We start from the raw sequence: 21,891 nt of genomic DNA on the forward strand, positions 1-21,891 counted from the left end.
GCCAACGGCATCTGCAGCCTTCTCGCTTGTAATGCCTGTCGCGATTTGCTTCCAGAATCGTCGCTCAGTTTCGCGCCGATGCGACGGCGCACCTGGCGAGCGCATCGCTGTTCGCCCTGTCAACTTATACATCCAGCCAGCTGGTCGTCCCATAACACCTCCTCGATCAAAGGTGTTGCGACGACCGGTTGAATCCGCCTTGCCAACCTTGATCCGAATGCAGGATGGGCTTATCACGTGGCCCAAGCTTCGCGAAGGCCTTCTTCAGCATCGTGTTGACCATGTCGAATAGCGGGCGCCGTGCCATCTCGTACGCAACGATTTCACCATTGTAGAGGTCAAGGACCGGAGAAAGATAAAGCTTCTGGCCGCCGACGTTGAACTCGGTCACGTCCGTCACCCACTTCCTGTTGGGACGCGAAGCGTCAAACTTTCGCTTAAGGACGTTGGGGGCTATCTTGCCGACGTTCCCTCTGAACGACTTGTACTTCTTCGGTCGAATGTTCGACTTGAGGGACAGCTCGCCCATAAGACGTTGAATCGTCTTGTGGTTGACCCTGTCGCCCTGACACCGAACAGCTGCCGTGATTCGGCGATACCCGTAACGACCTTTGTGCTGGTCAAAGAGCGTACGTATACGCACTTTCAAACTCGCATACTTGTCACCCGCCTGCAGAACCTTCTGCTGATAGTAGAAAGTGCTGCGTGCCAAACCGGCGACCTTGAGGAGGCCCGCGAGCGGGTAACGCTGCCTTAGTTCAAGCACGATTTGCGCTTTTTCCGCCGCGCTAATCTCGATTTCACCTGAACCAAGGCGTCGAGCTTTTTTAGGTAGGCGTTCTCCATGCGAAGTTGGCTCACCTCCGCAAGCAATTCCTCGCGGCTGCGATGCTCGCTGTACTGTGGTTTGTTCTTTGCAACGGGTTTCTTTCGCACTGTTCTAGGAGACAACGAGTTCACACTGACGCCATCATACTGGAGCATCCAACCCCGAACGGCGTTAAAGTTGCGAACGTTGAACAGCGCTGCGGCCTGACGGTCTGACAGGCCTTCCTTTTGCATTCTTCGCACCACCTTGAGCTTGAATTCAGGGCTATAGCGCATACCGGAGTTTTTCCGCGCGAGCCCTGATGCCCCATGTGATCGATAAATTGCCGCCCATCTGCGTAGCGAAGACACGTCTACGCCATGCCTTGCGGCCACCCGTATGAGACCGTCATGGCCCAAACAATAATCTTCCGTCGCACTCAACTTCTTCTTCTCGGTGTATCGCATAAAAGCATCCCAAAATGAGGTCCAACTTTTGGGGTGCAGTTCACAAATAGGTGGACACCTATGCTCCTCGCTCAGAGTGCTGTTGGGTAGACGTCGATAGTGGATCGCTTACGTTGAAAGCAGAGCGGACATGGGCGCCTCCTCGGACAAGACGAAGCCTGAGGATGCCATAGTCCCGTAATGGAAAGCAGAATCGCTCGAAATACCGATCGTCCGGGGAATTGGCCAGTGTCCTTCTCATTACCGATTCCTTCGGATTAGGCGAGTAATCGCAAGCTTGCGATTACTCGCCAGGTTTGAACTCCAGCCGCAGCGGTACATCCGGCGTGAGCTCCGCCTTCAATTGCTGAAGTAGCCTGTATACGGATGAGTAGCTTCCCTCGTAGCCGTGGTTGCGCACCAGCGCGCTGTGAATCGTGGTGCCGGTGACGCGCGCGTCGTGCCACTCGGCAATCTGTTCGCGCCACGGTTCGGCCGACGAGATACTGCTCGCCGGCCGGAACTCCTTGCGACAAAACGCTGTAGCGAGCTGCGTGTCGTCCGGCAGAGCGTTGCCCGGAGAAAGCCACCCGCGCTTGGTTGCCATCTCCCGCACGGCTGCCAGCTTCTTACGGCCCATGATCTTCGACCGGTCGATATTCCGGTCGGAGTCACCCTGGCGCATTCGCACCAGAACCTGTCGATATTGGTACATCTCGAACTTCTTCTTCAAGCCACCCTCCGGAGCAAATGCGTGCCGGGAGGGTAGCGGTTGGCGAAGTTCGAGCGCCCGACTCAGACGCCAGTGGCGCCTTTACGGCGAAAATCTACTGGCGCCTATGCGCCGAAAGACTTGTGGCGCCTTTATGCCGAAAGCGGTTTGGCCCCTTAACGGCGAAAGTTCACACACTGGTATGCGTCATGTTCCCAAAATGCTCGCTGTATTGGATGAAGCCGTCCATTTCGCTCCAATCCTTCGACGGTCAAAATCTCGTCACCGTCATGCATCACTGCCAGCGACAAGCAGGATTTCACGGCGGTACCGTTCACATGGACCTTGCAGTGGATTGAATGACGCGTCGAATCGCACTCCGAACGGATCAGACAGCGCGATGCTGTTCACAAAAATACGTCGCCCTTCACTAACTGAAAAAAACAACCTCTTCGCCCTGTTCTTCATGGAACGTCGGCCTGAGCACGAAAGGTTCCGCTTTCAACGGTCAGCCACGGGCCAGAAGGAAAGTGGGGCAACCTCGCGTGAACCGACTCACGCGCGCTGACTGTCGTAGGCGAAAACGAGCAGGAGGATGGCGACGCATACGTTAGACACCGATATCCCCCACTCCATGAAAGCGACTGGCTGTAGCAGCAGAGGCATAATCCGCTTCATACCCGCTGGGCAGCTTGATACCGCGATAGTTAGGTGTTTCGTCCCGGCTCGACCGCCTTCGCTTCAACAGCGACAGCTTTACGTCCTCGCGCGGGGGGCTTCACCGGGATGCTTCGACCGTATTCGTTCCACCATTCTGTCAGCGCCTCCATTGTCGGCCCTAAACCGCGTGCCTTTGCCGTGATCTGATACTCGACGCGGGGCGGCACTTGCGCGAACACTGTTCGCGACACCAGCCCGTCCGCTTCAAGTTCACGCAGCTGTGCAGTCAACATGTGCTGCGTGATGCCGGGAATTGCCTTTCGAAGCTCACCAAATCGATAGACACGCTGGTTAAGCAGCCACATGATTTCTAGCTTCCATTTACCGGAAAGCAACGAAAATGCACGACGCATCTCGTCGTGCATGTTGACTTCTTCCGTCTCGCCGGTCGCATTTTTCATACTGAGGGACATAAGACTTCCTGATGCAGAGTTACATCTTAAGCCGCATTCCTACGGAAGGTCGATACAATCTAACGCTAGGAAAACTATTGCTCTCGCGGCGTGCCCAGCGCGGTTACTGTCTCTCTCTTCTCCTGGCCCCTGCAATGAGATGCGAAGCCACTTATTAGTATGGTTTTTCATACTAAGCCGCATTTAATCATCCTACTTGCTCATCTCGATATTAGACGACATCCTTTCGCAAATGCATTCTAACCTTGTGAACTCGTTCATGCCTGAAAACTACGCATACTGGATCAGCACGGCTATGCTCACATCGCTCTATCTCGCCTCTGCAACACTGTACATCGTAAAAAGGGATTGGGTGCGGCAGACCCTTGTCGAACTGAACTATCCCGCGTCTTACCTTGTGCCGCTAATGATTGTCGTGAAAGTCCTCGGGCCGCTGGCAATCCTTTGGCGCGTAAGCGTGCCGCTGAGTGATCTGGCCTATGCCGGCATTCTTTTTCACCTCCTGCTGTCCGGCTCGGCTCACCTTGGCGTTCGTAAGCCGAAGGGGGCGCTGCCCTCCGTCATCGGCCTTGTCCTTTTAGTCGTCTCGTTCACTACACAAAACGCCGCCCGCGACACCCCTTCTCCCTATGCGCAAACGTGGCAGCACAGCCAAGTAATCCTCAACTGAATGGAGAAATTCATGGCTCGACTGAATGGTAAAGTAGCAATAGTAACCGGTGCCGGTCGCGGTATCGGCCGAGCTACTGCGAAACTACTCGCTGCAGAAGGCGCAAAAGTGGCCGTCCTCTCACTTACCCCCGCGAACGTGGAAGCCGTCGTAGCTGACATCACAGCGGCTGGCGGCACAGCGATTGGCATACCATGCGACATCGGGAATGCAGGCGAGGTAAATGCGGCAGTGGACAAGGTTGCCGCCGCCTACGGCGGCATCGACATTCTCGTCAATAACGCCTTCGATCCAACAGCGCCGTTCTCGTCCATTCTCGAGCTGTCACCGGAGCAACTGCAGCGAAATTTCGACTTAGGTCCTGTCGCCTACCTGAGGGCCATGCAGGCGGCTTACCCTTATTTGAAGAAGAGTGGTGAAGGACGGGTCATCAACTTCGGCTCGATGGCTGGCGTGATTGGCCTCGTGGGTTACGGTCCTTACAACATGGCAAAAGAGGCCGTCCGTGCCCTCAGCCGAACCGCCGCCCGTGAATGGGGCGCCGACAAGATAACCGTGAACAACGTTTTGCCAGTCGCTGAAACATGGGGGCCGGACGCGAACGTCCCTGCACCGACCAATCCGCTTGGTCGCTACGGATCGCCTGAAGAAGACATTGCCCCTGTCGTCCTGTTTCTTGCGAGCAAGGATTCTCAGTTCATCACGGGGTCGAGTCTCACTCCGGATGGCGGCTCCATCATCGACAGCGCACGTTGAGCTGGTACAGCCCACTGATGTTGCTGAGCCATCCCCTCTCTGCAACCGCCCCGCAAGGAAGAATGAGCATGAAGATACACGCTATCACCATCGACACCGCGAACCCACAGAAGCTGGCTGCGTGGTGGTCGGATGCCCTCGGTTCCCGGTTGCACAAAATTACGGCCGGATCGTCCAATTAGCGCCCTCCCCGGCTATACCACCGCTACGTTTCAGAAGACGGTCGGCCTCCCCACGCAGCGCAACAGTGTGCATCTCGATTTGAAGACGCCCGACCTCGACAGCGACACCGAACGCCCAGTGGCGCTGGGCGCAATTGTTGTCGAGCAGTTCGAGCTGCCTCAAATCCGATATACGACTCTCACGGATCCCGACGACAACAAGTTCCACCTTGTCGCTGAATAGCGGTGATACAGAGACAACGGGGGGATTAGGCGCACCGTCCCGCCCGTCAGTTCGTAGTCGTGCCCGATGCATCCTTTCGGCAGTGTAGGCTATTCTTGCTTATTTAGAATGGGCCTATGCGGATCGCGCATCTGCTGAAACGCCGACACACGTTATCATCTTTACTGAAGTCGCGAACTGTTTACAACAGTTCAGAACGATCGCTTTCTGGCGTCGTCGCATTACGTTGAACCCCGCTCCGAAACATGATTCGCAGGTTCCCTTGAAGCAAGCATCAATCCCTCCGTTCCTTCGGCGATTTCTCGCCGCTTCCACCATTGCCTGTCTGACTACCGCAGGCAGCGCAATGGGTCAACCTCCGTTGAAGCTCAAAGCAGTTTCCTGGCTGCTTGTCGATGGAGAGTCTGGCCAGACGCTCACCGAGCACAACGCGGATGCAAGGCGACAACCCGCCTCTCTGACGAAGTTGATGACAGCCTACGTGGTACTTGACGCTCTTAAGCGCGGTCTCGTCCGGTGGGATGAAATGGTCACAGTGGGCCAAGCTGATGTTAGCGATGTTGGGGGTGACGAAGCAAAGATGTATTTGCACCCTGGACAACGACTTCCTGTCAAACCTCTTGTTCAAGGCCTCATCGCAGCGTCCGCGAACGATGCTGCGCTGGTATTGGCGGAACGGATAGGCGGCTCGCTCGGTGGCTTTGAGATGCTTATGAACGCCAAGGCTCGAGAGCTCGGTCTGGAACAGACGCATTTTTCGACCCCGTCCGGAATAACAACACCCGGCAACTATTCCACCGCGCGGGACTTGTCGATCTTGGCCGTACGGCTGACGAAAGAATTCCCGGAATACTATGCCTTCTCGTCGGAGGAACACTTCAGCTTTGGAAAGTTCAAAAAGCGGAACAAGAACTGGTTGCTGTCTCAAGACCCTTCCGTCGACGGCATGAAAACAGGGCATACCGAGGCAGCTGGCTATTGCATCGTTGCAACGGCCAAGCGAAAGCAGACATCCCCACCAATGATGCGGCGGGTTTTCGCTATAGTCTTGGGCGCGCCGACGGCGCCCGCCCGGTTAACAGGTGCACGAAGTCTCCTTGATTATGGCTTTTCCGACTTCATCGACTATCCAGTTGTCGATGCCAACGGGCAACACGTCGTCACTCGTGGGAATGACCGGAACCTTGTTTACGGTGCACAGTTCTAGTCTTATAGTGAAGAGTCGCTGCCGAAAGTAGATCCGCCTATTGAGCGAGGTATGTGGAAATAGGAATGCCCGTGAATAGGAAGTTCTGGAGCGCGCGCAGCGTATGGATGCCGTAATACGCCTCATGCGGAACGGGCAGATCGCCGAGAAGATCGTGCTCGATACGGCGAGTCGAAGCTGACATTTGATGCTCCAAAGGAAAAGGCCAGACCGAAGGCGCGCGCGGTCGTTTTCGAACCGGGCGACGAAAGCTTCTGATGGCGAGCCGGTGCCAGCTCAGTTGGCGGCGTCGCCCTTCGCATAAGCAATGCATTGCCTCGCCAGGACTTCTGTCGGGTCAATGAGTTGCACGCTCCCGCCGTTGCGGCCGACGAATTTGCCCGCTGGAAGAAGGATTGGGAGTTCGGTGCATCCGAGGATGATGACTTCAACGCCCTCGGCAATCAGTCCCTCGAGTGCTGCGATAATGTCTTCCTGACATTGACCGGTCGTGAAACCTGCCTTGACGCCGTTCTTTCCGTAGATGGCGTCCATCACACGCGCCTGCAAAGCGGCGCAGGGGGCAATCTGGTGCAGCCCCTGCGATTCGAGAGTCTTCCGGTAGACACCGCTGCCGATCGTGCCTGACGTGGCCAGCACGCCGACATCGCGCAAGCCGGGAAAGGAATCACGCAGGTAGCACACCGTGACGGTGAGCATGTTGACGATCGGTATCCCGAGATACGGCTGGATCCGGTCAACGAACGCATGCGCAGTGTTGCAGGGGATTGCGATGATGTCTGCGCCACCGTCTTCCAGTTTTTTGCACGTGGCGTAGAGCGAGACGGTCGGGTCCACCCCTTCACTGATCAAATTTTCTGTTCGGTCTGGAATCTGCGGATTTTGCTCAATCAGAAGCTTGATGTGATCCTGGTCGCGCGACGCCGGCGTAAGACGGACGACCTTGTTGAGAAAATCGACCGTCGCAGCAGGGCCTACGCCACCCACCACGCCGACCTTGAAAACCGGGGCAGGCAAACCGGGACCGCCAGAGACGACATACTGCGCATACGCCATATTGGAATCGACAAGTGGCATCTGCAACTGACCGACTTCCTCGGCGACGAGGGCGATTTCCGTCATGCCCGGCACGATGACGTCGACGCCCTGATCCACAAGACTCTCGCACGCAGCGCGCAGCAACTCGACAGGGCGGCCGCGGAGATTACCGCTCTTGATACCGTGAGACCCATAGATGGCTTCAGTTACCGTATCGGTATCGTCGGCGGTGCGCGGATATACGACCTCAAATTCGGGGGCGGCGAAATACCGTTCAAAGAGCCGCTTCTCACGGACGTAATCGGACGCGAGCACGCCGATACGCTTCGCGGCCGGGAACTTTCGCTGCACGTGGCTGCGAACTGCTTCGACGATATCGACAATAGCCAAGCTCGTATTTGCTTTCAGTTCGTCGAGAAACGTGTGACTCAGAAAACATGGGAGCGCGACCATCGTTACCCCCCGTTTTTCGAAATCCCGGATCATGTCGAAGATGTACAGTTTGCGCTCCGTCGTCACGGCACTACCCGCCCCGGCTCCCTTGAACGGGCGCTGCTCGAAGATGACCTCGGCATGCTCTGCGTCGGAGGACGCCGGCGTCGCCTTCAGGATCTTGAAGAACACATCGGCGCTTGCCAGCGGGCCCAATCCTCCGACTATACCCAGCTTGGGCCGGCTTTCCGCCACTGTCGCGCTCATTGTGCACCGGCCTCCACCTGCTCAAAGGAGGCGTCCGTAGAGTCTGCTTCGCGCGCAGCTTCCCATTTCGCGATGACAGCAGTCGCAACGCTATTGCCAATCACGTTGGTCATCGTGCGACCCATATCGAGAATCTGGTCGATCGCCAGAACCAAAGCCACGCCAGCGACAGGCAGATGAAACATCGGCGCGACTGCTGCAACGACGACCACCGACCCGCGCGGCACACTTGCCATACCCTTACTGCTCAACATCAAAATCAGCAACATGAAAATCTGCTGCGACAATGGCATGTGGACACCAAAGGCCTGCGCAATGAAAATTGCGGCGAACGCCTGATACATCATCGAACCGTCCAGGTTGAATGCGTAGCCCAGCGGCAACGTGAAACCAACCACCTTCTTGTCGACGCCGAACTTCTCCAGCTGCTCGGTGAGTCGCGGATATGCGGCCTCGCTGCTTGCCGTCGAGAATGCAATCATCGCGGGTTCACGGACTGCCTTCAGCAGACTACCCACCTTGCGTCCGAGAAAAGCGTAGCCGATTGCGATGAGGATAACCCAGAGGATCAGCAGCCCAAGGTAAAACGACCCAATGAGCTTGCCGTAGGTGTAGATCACGTCAAGGCCACGCAGCGTCACGGACGAGGCGATGGCACCAAAGACACCAAGGGGCGCAGCACGCATGACGTAGTTCGTGAGCCGAAGCATCACAGGAACCATTCCGTCGATCGCCTGGATGACGACGCCGACGCGCGAGTCGCGCTTGAGTGCGCTAAGGCCGACGCCGAGGAAGATTGAGAAGACGAGGATCTGCAGGATGTCATTGCGCGCCATCGCATCCAGCAGGCTTGTCGGGAATGCGTGCGTGATGACGTCCTTGACGTTTAGTGCCGCCGTGTTGAGCCCGGTGTTCACTTCGCTGGAACTCTCAGTCAGATGCAGGCCTGCGCCGGGTTCCAAGGCGTTGGCCATGACTAGCCCGAGCGCCAGAGAGATGAGTGATGCGCTGATGAACCATCCAAGCGAGCGCAGCCCGATCCGGCCTACATCGTCGCCGCTATCCATCCCCGCCAGCCCCGACACCAGTGTGACGAAGACCAGCGGCGCGATGATCATCTTGATCAAACGCAAGAAAATATCCGTGACTATCGAAAAGTAGCCGGCAACCGCTTTCAGCGTGGCGGGGTCAGCGATGTTCGTGTGGCATGCGTACCCAGCTCCGACTCCAAGGAGCATGGCTACCGCGATGCTCAGGGTAAGGCGATTCTTCATGATCATCCGTCCTGTAGCGGCGTGGACGATGGAAGGTAACGGCCACGCGCGGGAGAAGAAATGAAAGCGTCGCTGGAAGCGGCACTTTCACCGTAGAACGGATGGTAAGGACGTTCAAAAAAGCGCTGATGCTGTTACGACATGCGTCCATGCGAAAATCGCATAACGCGGGAAAACCCTATTTCAGCGTGGCGGAGCCCGCGCGCAGGTGATGCCAGAGCGTATCCACGAAGTCGCTGCGACGCGTTGAATCGCGGTATGCGCGTAGTTCCACCTGTAAATACCAACGGGCCGGGCCTGCCGGCGCCAGGTCACCGTCGGCAAGCTCTTTCGTGATCGTGCTCCTAGGCAGCCATGCGACGCCCTCTCCCTCCATGACCAGCTTCTTCAGCACCTCTGCCATGTCCGACTCGAAGTGCAGCCGCAACGACGGCGCGTCCGGTGCTTGCTTCAACAGCAATGCTTGGCAACGTCCAAAATAGCTCGTCTCGGTGTAGGAGATGAGCGGTAACGGGCGTTGTTTCGTCCCGGGCAGGCGAAACTTAGGCGCCGAACGCTCATTTGACCTGCTGGTTGGCATCAGCGTATCGAGGCCGACCGTCACATGTTCGTACTTGGCAGCATCAAGATGGAGGGGTAGCTCAGGATGATGATAAGCAAACATCAGCTCGCAGTTGCCGTTTACCAGAGCAAGAATCGAGTCGTGAACATTGGTGGGAGTTACGCGAGCACGGATCTCCCCGAGCTGAAGCGCGAGGGTCTTAAGCCACGGCGGCAGGAAGTTGAGAGCAATCGTATGCCCCGCGCAAATGTGCAAACTTTCTCCCGCAATCCGTTGCTCAGTGCGAATGATGGAGCGCGTATCGTACAGGCGCGCAAGGACGTCTTCCGCCACCTCGCGGAACAGTTGTCCGGCCGGTGTTAGAACCGGTGGAAAGCTGCTGCGGTCAATAAGTTCTGCACCTACCCACTGCTCGAGTGACTGAATGCGACGACTAAAGCCGGACTGGGTGACGTTCCGGAACTCCGCAGCCCGCGAGAAGTTTCGGTATTGAGCGACGGCGATAAAGTCCTCAATCCATTTAATTTCCATATGGGCCCTTTACTCGCATGGGAAGAGTTGCTCGCATTCTACGACGTGGAGCCGGCATCGCTCATTCTCGCTTTGAGTTCGACGTGCGCGAGAAGGCCAGCGTCACCTGTTGATCGTCCGGGTTGAATCGCACCGTTCCTCTGAGTATTCATGGTCTTGTATGTTAACTCCGTACACGCCAATGCAGCGCCGTGCATAGTTTAGGCGAGTGGGAGCCTTTCGACGAAAGCGCCATCGCCACACTGATACTCTCGGTTAGAGCGTGTTAGGCACTTTTTGTCGGACCTGGTATCCTGGCAGGATGAAAAAGCGCAGGCCTTACCCAACGGATGTATCGGATGAAGAGTGGTACTTTGCCGCTCCGTACCTGACCTTGATGAACGAGGACGCACCGCAGCGTCGCTACGAACTGCGCGAGATGTTCAATGCACTTCGCTGGATAGTGCGCGCGGGTGCACCGTGGCGTTTGTTGCCCAATGACTTTCCACCGTGGGAACTGGTCTACCAGCAAACGCAACGCTGGATTCAGGCCGGCTGTTTCGAGGCCATGGTGAGCGACCTTCGTTCGATCATCCGGATCGCGCAGGGCCGTCAGGGTCAGCCCAGCGCGGTCATCCTCGATGGGCGCACGCTGCAGTCGACCTGCGAGAGTGGGCCTCGCGCGGGTTACGACGGCTACAAACGCAAACGTGGCAGCAAGGCCCACATGGCGGTTGATACCTTGGGGCAATTGCTTGCTGTGCATGTTACGCCGGCCAACGAACAGGAACGCGCGCAGGTCGGAGAACTGGTGCGTCAGGTTCAGCAGGCCACGGGCCAGACGGTCAAGGTGGCGTTCGCTGATCAGGGATATACCGGCGAAGAGCCTGCGCAGGCGGCATTCGACGAAGGAATCGAGCTTCAGGTAATCAAGCTGTCGGAGGCGAAAAAGGGCTTTGTGCCGTTGCCGCGCCGCTGGGTGGTCGAGCGCAGCTTCGGCTGGCTCAACCGCTTCCGCCGGTTGGCCAGAGACTACGAGAGATTGCCCGAGACCCTGGCAGGTTTGCACTTCGTCGTCTTCTCCGTGCTTATGCTTGTCCACTTTGCAGCCCTTAACAAAGGCCTAACACGCTCTAGTCGGGACTTTGCTGTGAATATCCGCTTTCAGGTACAGAACATCAGGCAGATGCATGGCAATTGCAAATCGATTGAACCGAGATTTCGCATCATCTCGGTCGCCGATCTTTAGTTACGATTCTTTTCGACACTTCTCACCTTTCAGTTTAGGAGGGCGAGGTGCGATGGGACTGTGCTATTGGAAAGGCTGCCAATCCTAGACTGCCATCGCAGTTGAACCAGCATACAAACTTCGCGTTGCGGTTGACCTTTACGAGCGCCTCAAAGTGCGAGTATTTGCGTCGAAGCGGCTTCGTTACTTGCGAGCTCACAAGGCGCCCATCACTCGTGCTCGTAGTCGCTATTTCTCGGTTGTCGCCTTCCGCAGTTTCGTCACTTCCAGAGGCTGAACGGCTGGTGCCCTGTTATTCCAGCCGGTTCGCATGAACGTCAGCACATCGGCGATCTGACGATCTGTAAGTACGTTCGCGAACTTTGGCATCGGATAGGCCGCAGGCAGTCCGTCAATAACCAGGTCGGTCGTGCCGTTTAACGTTACATTGATCAGCGATGCTGCGTTAGTTTCGAGCACGTTCGGATTGCCCGCGAGCGGCGCGAGCATAGGCGCGAACGCCTTTCCGTCGAGCCCGTGGCAATGCATGCAGTACGTGGCGTAGACTTTCCCGGCAGGATCACCCGCCGGCCGCGCAAGCAATGCTTGTGTCGCCTCGGGATCGTACTGAAATGGCGGACCGCCGTTGCCCCCCACAGCTCGCAGCGATTTCAGGTAAGCAGCGATCGCGTTCAAATCACTGGCCGTGAGCCACTGAGTGCTGTGGTTAATCACGTCTGTCATCGAACCGAATGCCGTTGCGTGACGATTTGCTCCGGTCTTCATAAACTGCGCGACGTCCGCCTCGCTCCATCGACCGAGACCCGTGTTTGAATCTCCCGTGAGATTAGATGCGAACCAGTTATCAATCAACCCTCCTGAAAGAAATGCCGAGCCCCGCTCATCCAGTGCTTTCTCTTGGAAACCAACACCGCGCGGCGTATGACATGAACCACAATGGCCCAATCCCTGCACGAGGTAAGCCCCTCGATTCCACGCCGCTTCCTTGCCCACCTTTGCCTGGTAAACTGCCGAATCAAGGAACACTGCGTTCCACAGCTTCAGCGGCCAACGCATATTGAGAGGCCATGGAATATCTGACGGACGATTTTCTTGCTTCACTCGCTGCACACCATGCATGAAATACGCGTACAGTGCCTTGACATCGTCGTCATTCACTTTCGCATATGACGGATATGGCATCGCTGGATACAAGTTATGGCCATCCTTCGCCACACCACGCCGCAATGCTCGGCCAAAATCACCCTCGCTATAACGCCCGATTCCCGTATCCGAGTCAGGCGTAATGTTGGTTGTATAAATTGCGCCCATCGGCGTTGTCATCTTTAGACCGCCCGCGAATGGTTTTCCTCGCGGCGCCGTATGACAAGCGACACAATCACCAGCCTTCGCGAGGTACGCTCCGCGTGCCACAAGCGCCGAATCGACACCGTCAGCCGCATGTGCTACTGCCGCACCCGCCAGCAACATTCCCGTCGCCAGGGTCCGAAGAACCGCCATCATCTTCTTCATATCCGGGGTCCTTCATGCGGATTTAAGTTGGTCACCAATCGGCAGCTTGCGAATACGCTTGCCAGTCGCCGCATAGATCGCGTTGGCGACTGCCGCCGCCAATGCGGCGGTACCCGGCTCGCCAATTCCCCCCGGGGCTTCCGCACTCTTTACGATGTGCACGTCGATTACCGGCGTCTGGTCAATTCGTAACATCCGATAATCCGTAAAGTTGCTTTGCTCGACCCGCCCATCCTTGATCGTAATCTCGCTATACAGTGCCCCCGTGATACCAAAGATGATGCCTCCCTGCACCTGCGCTTCGATGGTATCGGGATTCACCACCATTCCGCAGTCAACCGCGCAAACGACCCGCTTCACCGTAACTTCGCCGTCGTCGATTGCAACTTCGGCAATCATCGAGAAGAAACTGCCAAACGCATGCATCACCGATACACCACGGCCTTGGCCCTTCGGCAATCGCGTCCCCCAACCGGCTTGCTTCGCCACGACGTCCAACACCTTGCGCGCACGTGGCGCCTTGCCAAGCAACGCGCGCCTATACGCGACAGGATCAGTTTCCGCTTGCGCGGCCAATTCGTCGATAAAGCTCTCGACGACAAACGTACCGCGTGTCGGTCCGACCCCCCGCCACCAACCGGTCAGAATATTTCGAGGTTCCTGACGGACATATTCGACTTGCTGAGTGGGCAAGTCATACGGGAGATCCGATGCAACTTCGATTGCATCGAAGTCAATGCCATCCTTGAACGCGGCGGGCAGAAAGCGGGCAAGAACCGATGATCCAACGATTCGATGGTGCCACGCGATCGGCTTGCCATTTGTGCTGAGGCCCGCCGAGATCCGATCGTAGTAGTACGGCCGATAAATGTCGTGCTGGATGTCCTCCTCACGCGTCCACGCAACTTTCACGGGTGCATTGACGTGTTTGCCGATCTTCAGTGCTTGCTCGACCATGTCCGTTTCTAGTCGCCTGCCAAACCCACCGCCCAACAGGTGGTTGTGAACGATGATCTGACTGCGCGGAAGCCCCGTAACTTTCCGAGCTGTGTCGACCACCCGAGTTGGCACCTGTGTGCCGAGCCAAATCTCGCAGCTGTCGCCGAGCACGTGCACCGTACAGTTAACCGGCTCCATCGTCGCGTGCGCTAGGAAGGGTTGTTCATAAACCGCATCGACCCGCGTCTTGGCGCTCGCAAACGCCTTGTCCACATCACCGTCCTTACGAGCGACAGCGCCCTTGCGATCAGCCGCCCGCGCCAAATCGCCGACGATGTCTTTCATCGAGACGGTTGCGTCTGTGCCCTCGTTCCACTTGATGACGAGCGCCGATGCGCCACGTTTGGCCGCCCAGGTATGATCGCCGATCACCGCTACCGCGTTATCCGCACGCACGACCTGACGAACGCCAGGAACTTTCCTTGCGGCGGCTTCGTCGACGCTCGCAACCGTGCCACCGAACACCGGACTGTTTACAATTACCGCGTACAGCATTCCGGGGAGTCGGACATCGAGACCGAACTTCGCCGTTCCATCCACTTTTTCCGGTGAATCGAGACGTTTTGCACGCGTACCAACAAGCTTGAAATCCTCAGGCTTCTTCAGTTTCACGTCAGTTGGCACCGGAAGCTTCGCCGCAGCGTCAACGATTTGGCCATACGAAGCACGCCGGCCACTCTGCGCGTGCAACACTTCACCGTTCTCCGCCTGACACGACCTAGGATCAACCTTCCATTGCTGAGCGGCCGCCGCAACCAGCAGCGTGCGCGCCGTAGCACCTGCGTGGCGCATCGGCACCCATGCATATCGCACGGATGTCGAGCCGCCCGTGAATTGATTGCCACCCTGATTCGGATCACCAAAGCGCTTTGCGTCGGGCGGAGCATGATTGAGCGTGACGCTCGAGAGCGGTATCTCCAGTTCCTCAGCGATCAACATCGGGATGGCCGTATAAACTCCCTGCCCCATCTCGACCTTCGGCATCACCAGCGTGACCTGCCCGCTGCGATCGATCTGCACAAATGCATTCGGCGCGAACACCCCTGGCTGTAGCGACTCAGGAGCATCACCGCCGAATATTGATTTGCGCGCGTTGTCACCAGCTGCCGGCATCGCGAAGCCCAGCAGAAGACCTCCCCCTGCTGCGGCACCGACGGTAAGTCCGAATTTGAGAAATGCTCTGCGCGATACTGCCGCTCCAGCGGCAGCCGCTTTCCCCGCCTCTATCAGCCCGCGCGACATATCACGCCTCCTTCGCGGCTTGATGAATTGCCGCACGGATGCGGTTGTATGTGCCACAACGGCAGATGTTACCCGTCATGGAAGCGTCGATATCCGCATCAGTCGGGTTCGGGTTCGCAGAAAGAAGCGCCGCAGCTGCCATGATTTGCCCCGACTGGCAGTACCCGCACTGTACGACGTCGAGTTGGCGCCATGCATTTTGAACTTTGCGGCCGGCCGGTGTGCCACCGATCGCTTCGATTGTGGTCACATTCTTACCGGCAACGGCGGCGACCGGAAGAACACAAGAGCGTACGGCGACGCCGTCGAGATGCACGGTACACACACCGCACTGCGCGATTCCGCATCCAAACTTGGTGCCGGTCAAACCAACCAAGTCGCGCAACACCCAAAGGAGCGGCATATCATCAGTTGCGTCGACAGTATGCGTCGACCCGTTAACTTGTAAAGTTATCATCGTTGGCCTCCGAAGCCATGAGGTCTCGTATGCGACTGAAGTCTCTCCGCCACCGGCCCATTGCGACGATGCAGAAAACACCCGCCGCGGGCTCATGCACATGGCAGACCGAACGTTTGCTTCTCAATTCACTTGCTCCGCAGAGGTACGGCTCATTTATCGAAGCGTTATCCATCGGCGGTGTTCAGCTCGCTAAGAATTGTAGTCCGTAGGACACCGAATCATCGCATGTCGACGACATGAGCGGGTAAGCAGTGCATAGATCCACTCGGGCCAGCATGTCCTGGCGAGCGAGTGCCGTCACCTGCCGCCCGGGCAGCGAATGGCGGCCTCTTGCCTCTTGGCGAAAAAGCCGCGGTTCCCGCACGTTCCGCAAGGTTGCATTCTGTCATCCCACATCTGGAAACTGGTATATCAATCCGATGCTTTTCTTGCCTGGTTCGATGGCGCACGTCATTCTTAGGCCGATATCGGCAGCGAACTTCATGTACTCTCCAAACGCAATATCGTTTCGGATCATGTAGAAACGTATGACCAGCGATCTCGCGGTTTCTACACTCGGGGCTCGAATCTATCGAGAAAAGGGCGCCTCCGCCAACGTTTCCCAATGTCTCACACGGTGCCCGGACCATCCGGAACACCGCCGTAGATGTGCCAAGAATTTGCCACTGCCCATCCTGCGTCAATCATGAGATCGACACCAGTAATCGCCGATGCTTTATCAGAAAGAAGGAATTCGACGCCTTCTGCGATCTCGTTCGGCTGGACCCTCCGACCCAACGCCATTTGGGAATCGATGTCGGTTGCATAGCGACCGGGGGCACGTGCCAAGACGCGGGGCACGAGCACGGCGCCCGGAGAAACCGAGTTAACGCGAATATTGCTTTTGCCATACTGAGCAGCAAAATTCTTCGTCATATTGATGACTGCCGCCTTCGCGGGTCCGTACGCGTGCTGGGGCGATGATCCGTGACCGACAATCGACGAGATGTTTACGATGCTTCCGCCACCCGCCCGCGCCATACGTGAGGAAAAGACCCTGTTGGCATTGAACGTGCCTTCAAAGTTCACCTTCACCACGCGCCGCCACAAATCCATCAGAAATTCATCAGGGGCATATTTGTCCTGGAAGGCCGCCGCGGCAGCGACCAGCCCGGTAATGCGTCCATGCTCACGCTCGCGCTCATCTGCAAGCTGCTCGATCGCGGCGAGGTCGCTGATATCGCCTACGGACGAAACACCCCCCACCTCGGCAGCGACCTGCTCTGCCGCGTCCTTGTTCAAGTCAACGACAGCGACACGCCATCCGCGCTCAGCCATCAGCTTGCAGCAAGCCGCACCAATGCCATTGCCGCCTCCAACAACGACGCCAAGTTTCTCATCCTGTTTCATAATGTCGCCCAGGTCGTTAAGGAAACTTCGACTATCAAGGTGGTACTGATATCTCCGTGCGCGAACTGGCACCCGGAACTCAGCACGGAGCAAAATTGACGGTCGACGATTTGTCAGCGCCTGATCGGAGAGGACGCTGGGCTGCTCTCTTTGAGAGTCCAGCCAGAAACCTGGAGGCAGTGGGTAGTGCTGCGCGAGAAACTGCCGAAAAGGAGCGGATGGGCCGCAACGGATCGCAGCAGGCTGACCACAAACCGATCCATCTGACAGACCCCGACGGTTCACGGCGTACTTGGTCGCCCCGGAAGAGGACGTTACCGCTCCAAAGCCTATAGGCAGAGACAGTTTTGCGTGCGCCCGCCGGATCGACCGCAGCGATGCCTAATCACCTTTGCAGATCCAGTTGCTCGGCCTGTGCCCGCATGACAGCAATATCTCGTTTTGGAGGTGCCCCAAATGACCGACTGTACTCGCGACTGAATTGAGATGGACTTTCGTATCCCACCCTAAAAGCTGCGCTCGCCGCATCAAGGTGCTCATTCAGCATTAAGCGCTTAGCTTCGTTCAGTCGAAGCCACTTCTGATATTGCAACGGGCTCATTGCAGTCAGTTGGCGGAAGTGCTGATGAAATGTTGGGGTGCTCATCTGCACACGCGCCGCCAATTCTTCCACACGAAGCCGCACCGCGAAATTTGCCTTCAGCCAGTCGACAGCTTTGGAAATTCGGTAGCCCTGTCCATCTACAGACGCGATGCGCTGTAACCGCGCTGCCTGATCACTACGAAGTAGACGGTAATGAATCTCACGCTCAATTAAAGGAGCCAAAACCGGAATGGCTTCCGGGTCATCCAGCAAGTCCAACAACCGCACGAAAGGATACAAAAGATCCATGGTGGACGTCCCGACTCCAACCCCCCTTCCGCGTGAGCGATCGCACGGCGCGTTTGCTTGACCTCGCGCCATCAAGTCTGCCAACACGTGCATATCAAGTTTCAGAGTTAGGCCTAGGCAAGGACGCTCCTTGCTTGCAGCAACAACTTCTGAGTTTGCCGGTACATCTAACGAAGTGATGAGGAAGCGCTTCGCGTCATACGCGAAGGATTCGCCCCCCACCCAAACTTGCTTCAAGCCTTGCACCACAAGGACGATGCTCGGCTCAACCATACATTCCGTCGGGGGGCTCGTCGAGTCTCGACGGAACAAACTCAAATTTGGTACAGCCGTGTCAAAGTCGCCTGGACGAGTGGCTCTTGCGGCGATTGCTCCGGCGAGCGCCGCCTGAGGCGACCCGCGCTGCAGAGTAGATTCGTGTTTAAGAGCCATTGCAAACGCATCCTTCCCGAATGACCTTGTCCTCCCGACACCATCTGCGCCGCGATTTGAGTTCTGGTGAGGACATTTTATCAAGCTTTCGGCACGGGCAGCACCGACACGAACTACCACGGCTGGCTTGTCGGCCCTACGGTAAACTCATTGATTACAGTATCCTCCGGTTGGTCGATTGCGAACGCGATCACGTTTGCAACGCGATCGGGCGAAATCCCATATTTCTCGTACACCCCTCGCATCGCCTCTGACGTTTGATCATGGCGAATTGCCTGCAATAATTCCGTGTTGATTGCGGCAGGATAAACGGTTGTGGCGCGAATATTGGTGCCCTCCATAGCGGACTCCATGCGCAGTACCTCCATAAAATCGCGGACGAACCACTTGGTTCCCCCGTAAACCGCTCCACCTGGGTAAGCCTTAAGCCCGGCTACTGACGATGTGGCGATCACTTGGCCTGATTTTTGTCCAATAAACGTCGGCAGCACGGCACCGACGCCATTGAGTACGCCCTTAATATTCACATCCACCATGTCATGCCAATCGTTCGTTTTCATGGCAGACAGTGGTGAGTTAGGCATAACCCCAGCGTTCAAGAAGATAACGTCTACTTTTCCGAACGCCTCTTTCGCGAGAGCTACGATGCTCTCGTTGTCCGCCTGTCGCGTGACGTCGACTACTTGATAGACTGCCTGTCCACCGACATCAGAGATTTCTCTGGCGAGTTGCTTAAGTTGACTCTCTCTTCTCGCACCAAGCACTACTTTGGCGCCCTTTGAGGCAAGCAGCTTGGCCGTTGCTTCTCCAATCCCGGACGAAGCACCGGTAATAATAACAACCTTATTCTCGATCATATTTATATTCCCTTCCGGTGCGAAACTTATCAGTGTGAAACAGCGCCGCGGATCCCATAACACCACTAAAGCTGCGAAGCGCTGCGGCATTTTGAGTGACGCCAATTCCCGGGCTCTTGTACGCCAACTGCTCTCGACATTATGAGCCTGCCGCCCTTCGCTCCCACCATCCGGCGTGGGCTAGCACTCCGAGCCGAGGCGGCTCATCGACAAATGCGCCAACAATACCGACTGCTGCCATTCTCGCTCTAGACGAGCCAGTGGGATAGCTCATTTCACTGCATTATTTGCCTAATCCGATGACAGGCATGCCGGTTTCCAACGCGCCGTCCTGCGGCAGCGGCGCCATCCAACCTCGTAGCGATGTCGCACGGCCAACGCTAGGCGCTGTTCCGGCTTAGCGGCTCAGCTGCGCACCGCGAGTCGAAAGCCACCTGGAGCGTTCCAGAGGAGCAACGATCCCGCCGTTACAGGCGACTGGACCTGGGCGGATCACGGCGCTCCGCCGTCTTACGCCTTAAGGGCCCGTGACGCTCATGCCAACCGGGGGCCGGTGTCCGCAAGAAGCTTGTCACCACGCGCAAAGGAGCTTCGCAAGCCGTTCCATGTACCGCCCGACGGGCGGAGGGCAGAATGCACGCACCGGCTTGCACTGTCGTGCGGCTCAAAATAACGGCGGACTTCCTAGAAGTCTCGCCGACCGATGAATAAAGGAGGAGGCATGAGGGCTAACGTTAATATGCTCGCGGCGAGCACGCTGGGCGGTAAAGGTTCCGGCCCAAAACACGCGTCCCGTAGTTGCTGGCGCCGAGCAGCGGCTTGGGCGACCGCCGCACTGCTGATGTCTGCTGCCGCCGTATCCGCTCAGGCTGGCGGCGTCCGCATAGGAGTGGTATTCCCATCACAAAATCAGGCTCGGTGGGCGTGGGAACAAAAGGTTCTCGCTGAGCAGGCAAAGGCTAACGGGGACGAAACAATCTTTCAGTACTCGAACGAGAATGCGGCGACGCAGAAAAACCAAGTCGAAAGTATGATCCAACGGCAAGTGAACGTGCTCGTCCTCACCGCCATCGACGCACGAGCCGCGAGCAGCCTTGTCAAAGAGGCGCAACGCCATGGAATCAAGGTAATTACCTATGACAGAGGAGTTAGCGACGCCACGGCTGATTACCATATCTCGCGCAATAACTATGACATGGGAGCTATGCAAGCTCAGTCTGCGCTCACGGCGGTTCCTTGCGGAAAATACGCGCTTATCCGTGGGGACCAGTCAACGATCGCCCAGGTTGACATGTCAAAAGCGTACGACTCACTCATCAAAAGCAAATCCTGCATCAATGTGGTGTACGACAGTCTAACGCCGGGTTGGGATACGGCGATCGCTCAGAGAGAAGCTGAGTCCGCGCTGCAAAAGGATCCGAACATCAAAGCGTTCGTAGTAATGTGGGACAACGCTGCTCAGGCCGTCGTTCAGGCTCTGAAGTCGGCAGGTAAGAAGCCGGGAGAGGTTTGGGTGACTGGGGCGGACGCTCTGGTACCAAGCCTCGCGTATATTGCGCAGGGATGGCAATCGCAAACGACCTGGACGCCCTTCGACACAATGGCAAAAGACGCTGCGAACCTTGCGCATGCGCTTGGTACGGGAAAGGACATCCCGGCTCCAAGCGCGACAGTCAACGGCACGCGAACGGACTACGTTAAGATCGTGAGCGTAACGAAGGCGAACCTGTGCGAATTTGTGACCAAGATCGCTCCGAACGGGTGGGTATCAAAGGCTCAGGTCTTTGGCAGCAGCGCGAATAGCTGTCAGTAAGATGGCGCTAGGGTAAGGTAATAGCATTTAAACCGGCCCAGCGGTCGAGGCTGCACATCGCTGCGAAATCGCCCCGACCGAACAGGCCCACCAAACAGCGGAGAAGACGTGGAAACGAAGCACACCGGTATTGCCCATCCCGGTCAGACCCGGGTTATCGTTACGAGGATCGAGCACGACGGTAAGTCCGACTATCAAGAGGCACTTATTGACACGGACGTCGGAGAAGACAGCTTTGGGGTTCCGGTATTCAAGGTGAGTCAACTTTGGGGAACAGCAGACGATGTGGCCGTTGTCGGGACGAACATAAACCCCGCACAAGTCGTTGATCCCTGGTTCCCCGGGCCTGGCGGAGTTCGGTTTCGCTTCTTTACCTTTATGCCGACAACTGAAAGTGGGTCGCGTCCGGAAGACAAGTCGCCACTACTTGAGACCGTACAAGGCGAGGGGCTGTCAAACTTTGTCGAGGCTTTCGATCCCGACCGCCCCGGCATGCATATCTCAGACAGCGTGGATTTCGTTCTCGTTTTGACAGGCGAGATTGTGCTCGAACTGGAGAACCGTGAGGTCGTCGCTAAGCAAGGCGATGCGATCGTAATGCGAGGAGGCTGGCACAACTGGCGCAATGAAAGTAAGAGTCCCTGCACGGTCGTTTCCGTAATGGTCGGCGCAAGGAGGAAGGGTACGTGACCAAATGCGAACGATGTCACCGAGGGCGTCCATACTTCGCATGTACGTGCGACAGAACGCCCCCTGCGTCACACTAGATGTCGCCTCTGAATTTTCTTAATTTGAAGAACTCAGAGGTGCAGGTTGAATGCCAAAC

The 21,891-nt window shown here is 56.9% G+C and carries 18 protein-coding genes and 2 pseudogenes; 7 read left to right on the forward strand and 13 right to left on the reverse strand.

All coding sequences use genetic code 11. The annotated features are described in order from the left end of the window. Positions 1-199: 199 nt before the first annotated feature. From AB6809_RS35365 to AB6809_RS35375, 3 genes and pseudogenes are all read right to left on the reverse strand, one after another. A pseudogene (locus AB6809_RS35365) lies at positions 200-1,275 on the reverse strand (IS3 family transposase); the annotation flags it as partial. 283 nt (positions 1,276-1,558) lie between these two features. After that, positions 1,559-1,987, reverse strand: coding sequence for a hypothetical protein (locus AB6809_RS35370; RefSeq protein WP_371028474.1), 429 nt, complete (start codon positions 1,985-1,987; stop codon positions 1,559-1,561). A gap of 686 nt (positions 1,988-2,673) precedes the next feature. Beyond that, positions 2,674-3,099, reverse strand: coding sequence for a winged helix-turn-helix transcriptional regulator (locus AB6809_RS35375; RefSeq protein ID WP_371028475.1), 426 nt, complete (start codon positions 3,097-3,099; stop codon positions 2,674-2,676). A gap of 259 nt (positions 3,100-3,358) precedes the next feature. Here AB6809_RS35375 and AB6809_RS35380 point away from each other — a divergent pair, with 259 nt between their 5' ends. The 4 genes from AB6809_RS35380 to AB6809_RS35395 all read left to right on the forward strand — a co-directional run bounded on the left by AB6809_RS35380 (position 3,359) and on the right by AB6809_RS35395 (position 6,137). Then, positions 3,359-3,769, forward strand: coding sequence for a DoxX family protein (locus AB6809_RS35380; RefSeq protein ID WP_371028476.1), 411 nt, complete (start codon positions 3,359-3,361; stop codon positions 3,767-3,769). A 12-nt stretch (positions 3,770-3,781) separates the two neighbouring features. Beyond that, positions 3,782-4,525 carry an SDR family NAD(P)-dependent oxidoreductase gene (locus AB6809_RS35385; protein WP_371028477.1) on the forward strand — a complete coding sequence of 248 codons (744 nt, stop codon included), beginning with the start codon at positions 3,782-3,784 and terminating at the stop codon, positions 4,523-4,525. Between the two features lie 132 nt (positions 4,526-4,657). After that, entirely contained in the window at positions 4,658-4,930 is a 273-nt protein-coding gene (locus tag AB6809_RS35390; RefSeq protein ID WP_371028478.1) for a VOC family protein, read from the forward strand. Positions 4,931-5,276: 346 nt separating this feature from the next. Further along, the gene (locus tag AB6809_RS35395) at positions 5,277-6,137 is read left to right on the forward strand and encodes a D-alanyl-D-alanine carboxypeptidase family protein (protein ID WP_371028479.1); all 861 of its coding nucleotides are present in this window, start codon (positions 5,277-5,279) and stop codon (positions 6,135-6,137) included. A gap of 37 nt (positions 6,138-6,174) precedes the next feature. On the opposite strand, the gene AB6809_RS35400 is transcribed toward AB6809_RS35395, so the two are convergent. The 4 genes from AB6809_RS35400 to AB6809_RS35415 form a co-directional block, all read right to left on the reverse strand. Further along, positions 6,175-6,321 carry a hypothetical protein gene (locus AB6809_RS35400; RefSeq protein WP_371028491.1) on the reverse strand — a complete coding sequence of 49 codons (147 nt, stop codon included), beginning with the start codon at positions 6,319-6,321 and terminating at the stop codon, positions 6,175-6,177. A gap of 92 nt (positions 6,322-6,413) precedes the next feature. Further along, on the reverse strand, positions 6,414-7,874 hold the full coding sequence (locus AB6809_RS35405) for an aspartate/glutamate racemase family protein (protein ID WP_371028480.1): 1,461 nt from the start codon (positions 7,872-7,874) through the stop codon (positions 6,414-6,416). Then, positions 7,871-9,148 carry a dicarboxylate/amino acid:cation symporter gene (locus AB6809_RS35410; protein ID WP_371028481.1) on the reverse strand — a complete coding sequence of 426 codons (1,278 nt, stop codon included), beginning with the start codon at positions 9,146-9,148 and terminating at the stop codon, positions 7,871-7,873. The genes AB6809_RS35405 and AB6809_RS35410 overlap by 4 nt, the downstream gene beginning before the upstream one ends. A 178-nt stretch (positions 9,149-9,326) precedes the next feature. Next, entirely contained in the window at positions 9,327-10,241 is a 915-nt protein-coding gene (locus AB6809_RS35415; protein ID WP_371028482.1) for a LysR substrate-binding domain-containing protein, read from the reverse strand. Positions 10,242-10,542: 301 nt separating this feature from the next. Here AB6809_RS35415 and AB6809_RS35420 point away from each other — a divergent pair. Then, positions 10,543-11,316: pseudogene (locus tag AB6809_RS35420) on the forward strand (IS5 family transposase); the annotation flags it as partial. Between the two features lie 381 nt (positions 11,317-11,697). Here AB6809_RS35420 and AB6809_RS35425 read toward each other — a convergent pair. From AB6809_RS35425 to AB6809_RS35450, 6 genes are all read right to left on the reverse strand, one after another. After that, a complete protein-coding gene (locus AB6809_RS35425) occupies positions 11,698-12,972 on the reverse strand; it encodes a cytochrome c (RefSeq protein ID WP_371028489.1) in 1,275 nt (424 codons plus the stop codon). Positions 12,973-12,993: 21 nt separating this feature from the next. Further along, positions 12,994-15,222: a molybdopterin cofactor-binding domain-containing protein gene (locus AB6809_RS35430; RefSeq protein ID WP_371028483.1), complete on the reverse strand. Its 2,229-nt coding sequence runs from the start codon at positions 15,220-15,222 to the stop codon at positions 12,994-12,996. Between the two features lies 1 nt (position 15,223). Continuing rightward, positions 15,224-15,679, reverse strand: a complete 456-nt coding sequence (locus AB6809_RS35435) for a (2Fe-2S)-binding protein (RefSeq protein WP_371028484.1) — start codon at positions 15,677-15,679, stop codon at positions 15,224-15,226. Between the two features lie 612 nt (positions 15,680-16,291). Continuing rightward, positions 16,292-17,071, reverse strand: a complete 780-nt coding sequence (locus AB6809_RS35440) for an SDR family NAD(P)-dependent oxidoreductase (RefSeq protein ID WP_371028485.1) — start codon at positions 17,069-17,071, stop codon at positions 16,292-16,294. Between the two features lie 385 nt (positions 17,072-17,456). After that, entirely contained in the window at positions 17,457-18,395 is a 939-nt protein-coding gene (locus AB6809_RS35445) for an AraC family transcriptional regulator N-terminal domain-containing protein (RefSeq protein ID WP_371028486.1), read from the reverse strand. A 113-nt stretch (positions 18,396-18,508) separates the two neighbouring features. Next, positions 18,509-19,258 carry an SDR family oxidoreductase gene (locus tag AB6809_RS35450; protein WP_371028490.1) on the reverse strand — a complete coding sequence of 250 codons (750 nt, stop codon included), beginning with the start codon at positions 19,256-19,258 and terminating at the stop codon, positions 18,509-18,511. A 715-nt stretch (positions 19,259-19,973) separates the two neighbouring features. Between AB6809_RS35450 and AB6809_RS35455 the strand changes: the two genes are divergently transcribed. Then, positions 19,974-21,065 (forward strand): substrate-binding domain-containing protein, encoded by a 1,092-nt coding sequence (locus AB6809_RS35455; protein ID WP_371028487.1) that lies wholly within the window; start codon positions 19,974-19,976, stop codon positions 21,063-21,065. Positions 21,066-21,173: 108 nt separating this feature from the next. Next, a complete protein-coding gene (locus tag AB6809_RS35460) occupies positions 21,174-21,755 on the forward strand; it encodes a cupin domain-containing protein (protein ID WP_371028488.1) in 582 nt (193 codons plus the stop codon). Positions 21,756-21,891 lie beyond the last annotated feature (136 nt).

The sequence above is a fragment of the Paraburkholderia sp. RCC_158 genome (assembly GCF_041355255.1).
Taxonomy (GTDB): Bacteria; Pseudomonadota; Gammaproteobacteria; order Burkholderiales; family Burkholderiaceae; genus Paraburkholderia; species Paraburkholderia graminis.

Excerpts from the sequence above, each read along its gene's own strand:
- AB6809_RS35375 (WP_371028475.1), bottom strand. The coding sequence starts at position 3,099 with ATGTCCCTCAGTATGAAAAATGCGACCGGCGAGACGGAAGAAGTCAAC.
- AB6809_RS35380 (WP_371028476.1), top strand. The coding sequence starts at position 3,359 with ATGCCTGAAAACTACGCATACTGGATCAGCACGGCTATGCTCACATCG.
- AB6809_RS35385 (WP_371028477.1), top strand. The coding sequence starts at position 3,782 with ATGGCTCGACTGAATGGTAAAGTAGCAATAGTAACCGGTGCCGGTCGC.
- AB6809_RS35390 (WP_371028478.1), top strand. The coding sequence starts at position 4,658 with ATGCCCTCGGTTCCCGGTTGCACAAAATTACGGCCGGATCGTCCAATT.
- AB6809_RS35395 (WP_371028479.1), top strand. The coding sequence starts at position 5,277 with ATGGGTCAACCTCCGTTGAAGCTCAAAGCAGTTTCCTGGCTGCTTGTC.
- AB6809_RS35400 (WP_371028491.1), bottom strand. The coding sequence starts at position 6,321 with ATGTCAGCTTCGACTCGCCGTATCGAGCACGATCTTCTCGGCGATCTG.
- AB6809_RS35405 (WP_371028480.1), bottom strand. The coding sequence starts at position 7,874 with ATGAGCGCGACAGTGGCGGAAAGCCGGCCCAAGCTGGGTATAGTCGGA.
- AB6809_RS35410 (WP_371028481.1), bottom strand. The coding sequence starts at position 9,148 with ATGAAGAATCGCCTTACCCTGAGCATCGCGGTAGCCATGCTCCTTGGA.
- AB6809_RS35415 (WP_371028482.1), bottom strand. The coding sequence starts at position 10,241 with ATGGAAATTAAATGGATTGAGGACTTTATCGCCGTCGCTCAATACCGA.
- AB6809_RS35425 (WP_371028489.1), bottom strand. The coding sequence starts at position 12,972 with ATGATGGCGGTTCTTCGGACCCTGGCGACGGGAATGTTGCTGGCGGGT.
- AB6809_RS35430 (WP_371028483.1), bottom strand. The coding sequence starts at position 15,222 with ATGTCGCGCGGGCTGATAGAGGCGGGGAAAGCGGCTGCCGCTGGAGCG.
- AB6809_RS35435 (WP_371028484.1), bottom strand. The coding sequence starts at position 15,679 with ATGATAACTTTACAAGTTAACGGGTCGACGCATACTGTCGACGCAACT.
- AB6809_RS35440 (WP_371028485.1), bottom strand. The coding sequence starts at position 17,071 with ATGAAACAGGATGAGAAACTTGGCGTCGTTGTTGGAGGCGGCAATGGC.
- AB6809_RS35445 (WP_371028486.1), bottom strand. The coding sequence starts at position 18,395 with ATGGCTCTTAAACACGAATCTACTCTGCAGCGCGGGTCGCCTCAGGCG.
- AB6809_RS35455 (WP_371028487.1), top strand. The coding sequence starts at position 19,974 with ATGAGGGCTAACGTTAATATGCTCGCGGCGAGCACGCTGGGCGGTAAA.